1 protein-coding gene is annotated in these 3,387 nt (G+C 70.1%); it reads left to right on the forward strand.

Translation table 11 applies throughout. The features are described from left to right. On the forward strand, positions 1–3,387 hold a 3,387-nt coding region (locus ABEA43_RS67545; protein ID WP_345581458.1), incomplete at both ends, for an amino acid adenylation domain-containing protein.

Raw genomic sequence — 3,387 nt, forward strand, 5'->3', positions numbered from 1 at the left:
TGGCCTCGGGCGGCGTCGAGGTGACCTATGCCGAGTTGGAGGAGCGGGCGAATCGGCTCGCGCGGTTGCTGGTGGCGCGGGGTGTGCGGGCGGAGTCGGTGGTGGGGGTGTGCCTGGAACGCGATGTGGAGTTGGTGGTCGCGGTTTTGGGGGTGTTGAAGGCGGGTGGCGCTTATCTGCCGATCGATGCGGGCTATCCGGTGGACCGGATCGGGTTCATGCTGGCCGACGCGGGCGCGATCACCGTGGTGACGACGGCCACCCTGAGCGCTGGACTTCCCCTGGAGGTTTCCCATGTGGTGCTGGACGACGTGTCGATCATGCGGGAGCTGGAATCGCTGCCGGGTCATGCGCTGGCAGGAGAGGTGCTGCCGGGGCATGCGGCGTATGTGATCTATACGTCGGGGTCGACCGGGCGGCCGAAGGGTGTGGTGGTGGAGCAGCGGTCGGTGGTCGGGTTCTTGGGGTGGGCGGTGCGGGAGTTCGGTGGGGCGGACTTCGCGCGGGTGTTGTTCTCGACGTCGTTGAATTTTGATGTGTCGGTGTTTGAGTTGTTCGGGCCGTTGGTGTCGGGCGGGTGTGTGGAGGTGGTGCCGGATGTGCTGGCGGTGGCCGATGGCGGCCGGGATCTGGGTGGGGTGAGTTTGGTGAGCGGGGTGCCGTCGGCGCTGGCTCAGGTGGTGGCGGTGGGGGTGCTGGGGGTGCGGCCGCGGACGGTGGTGCTGGCCGGGGAGGCGTTGTCGGCTGATGCGGTGGCGGGCATCCGGGCGGTTCTGCCGGGGGTGCGGGTGGCCAATATTTATGGGCCGACGGAGGCGACGGTGTATGCCACGGCTTGGTATGCCGATGGGGATGTGGGTGCGGTGGTGCCGATCGGCCGGCCGGTGGCGAACACGCGGGTGTATGTGCTGGACGGAGGGTTGAATCCGGTCCCGGTCGGGGTGGCGGGGGAGCTGTACCTAGCGGGCGGCGGGCTGGCGCGCGGGTATGTCGGTCGCCCTGCCCTGAGTGCGGAACGGTTTGTGGCGTGTCCGTTCGATCCGGGTGTGCGGATGTATCGCACCGGGGACGTGGTGCGCTGGAACGCCGAGGGCCAGGTGGAGTATCTGGGGCGGACCGACGAGCAGGTCAAGGTCCGTGGTTTCCGGATCGAGCTGGGTGAGGTGCAGGCGGTGGTGGCCGCGCATCCGCTGGTGGGTCAGGCGGTGGTGGTCGCCCGTGAGGACATGCCGGGTGACAAGCGCTTGGTCGCCTACGTCGTGCCGACTGGCGCGGACCCGCTCCTGGCCGAGTCGATCCGCGCGTTCATCGCGGATCGGTTGCCGTCCTACATGGTGCCGTCGGCGATCGTCGCCCTGGATGCCTTGCCGCTCAACGCCAACGGCAAGCTCGACCGCAAAGCCCTCCCCGCACCCGACTATGCCGGGCACGCGGGGCGCGGCCCGGCCGACCTGCGCGAGGAGATCCTTTGCGGGGTGTTCGCGCAGGTTCTCGGCCGGGAAAGCGTCGGCGTGGACGACGACTTCTTCATGCTCGGCGGGCACTCGCTGCTGGCGGTGCGGCTGGTCAGCCGGGTCCGGTCGGTACTGGGGGTCGAGGTGCCGTTGCGGGCGCTGTTCGAGGCGCCGACGGTGGCCGGACTGGCTACCAGACTGGACGAGGCGGGCACGGCGCGGACCTCGTTGACGGCGGTGGAGCGGCCAGAACGGGTGCCGTTGTCGTTCGCGCAGCAGCGCTTGTGGTTCATCAGTCAGCTCGAAGGGCCCAGCGCCACCTACAACGTGCCGATCGTGCTGCGGCTGGCGCGGGGCGTCGATCGGGCCGCCCTCGGCCTGGCGCTCCGGGACGTGATCGGGCGGCACGAGGTGCTGCGGACGGTCTTCCCCGTCGTGGACGGCGAGCCCTACCAGCGCGTCACGCCCCTCGACGAGCTCGGTTGGAGCCTGTCGATCGCCGAAGTGGCTCCGGCGGATCTGGACGACGCGGTCACCCAGGCCGTGGAGTACACCTTCGACCTCACCACGGAAGCCCCCATCCGCGCGTGGCTGTTCGAGGCCGGGCCGGAGGAGCGGGTCCTGGCCGTGGTGATCCATCACATCGCCGGCGACGGCTGGTCGAGGGCGCCGCTGGCCCGCGACTTCTCGCTGGCGTACGCGGCCCGCTGCGAAGGGCGGGCCCCGGTGTGGGAGCCGCTGCCGGTCCAGTACGCCGACTACGCGCTCTGGCAGCGCGAACTTCTGGGCGACGAGGATGATCCGGACAGCCTGGTCGCCCGCCAGGTCGCCTACTGGCGGAAGGCCCTGGCCGGGGCGCCGGAGGAGCTGGCGTTGCCGTTCGACCGGCCGCGCCCCGCTGTGGCCTCCCACCATGGGCACAGCGTGCCGGTGAATGTCCCGGCCGAGGTGCACGCGCGGCTGGTGGAGGTGGCGCGGGCCGAGGGCGTGACCGTGTTCATGGTGCTGCAGGCCGCACTGGGAGTGCTGCTGTCGCGGCTCGGTGCGGGCACCGACATCCCGATCGGGTCCGCCAACGCCGGCCGTACCGACGCTGCGCTCGAAGACCTGATCGGCTGCTTCGTCAACACCCTCGTCGTCCGGGTGGACCTCTCCCACGACCCCATGTTCGCCGACCTGCTCGCACGGGTCCGGGAGCGCGGGCTGTCGGCGTTCGCGCATCAGGACGTGCCGTTCGAGCGGCTGGTGGAGGAGCTGGCTCCATCGCGGTCGATGGCGCGGCACCCGTTGTTCCAAGTGGTCCTGACCAAGGGCGACACCGTGGACGCGGTCCTCGACCTTCCCGTCATCCGGCCCGGTGCCGCGTCGGCGGGCGAGCGGGCGGCGAAGTTCGATCTCGACGTGATGGTGAGCGAGGCGTTCGACGGGCAAGGGGCTCCGGCGGGGGTGCGGGGTTCGGTGACGGTGGCGACGGATCTGTTCGATCCGGAGTGGGCCGGGCGGATCGCCGGTTATTGGGTCCGGGTGCTGGAGACGGTGAGCGCCGACGCGCGGACGCGGTTGAGTGCGGTGGACCTGCTCGACGGTGACGAGCGGCGTCGGGTGCTGGATGAGTGGAACGACACGGCGGCCGGTGACATGGGCGCGTCGGTGGTGGAGTTGTTCGAGGCGCAGGTCGCTCTCCGGCCTGATGCGGTCGCGGTGGTGGCGGCAGAGGAAATTTCTTATGCCGAGCTGGATGAGCGGGCCAATCGGCTGGCTCATGTGCTGGTCGGTGAGGGGGTGGGGGCTGAGTCGGTGGTCGGGGTGTGTCTGGATCGTGGTGTTGATCTGGTGGTGGCGTTGCTGGCGGTGTGGAAGGCGGGGGCGGCTTATGTGCCGATCGATCCTCGTCAGCCGGTGGAGCGGATCGCGTACCTGCTGGCTGACAGTC

Source organism: Nonomuraea rosea, from assembly GCF_039539705.1.
In the GTDB taxonomy this organism is placed as follows: domain Bacteria; phylum Actinomycetota; class Actinomycetes; order Streptosporangiales; family Streptosporangiaceae; genus Nonomuraea; species Nonomuraea rosea.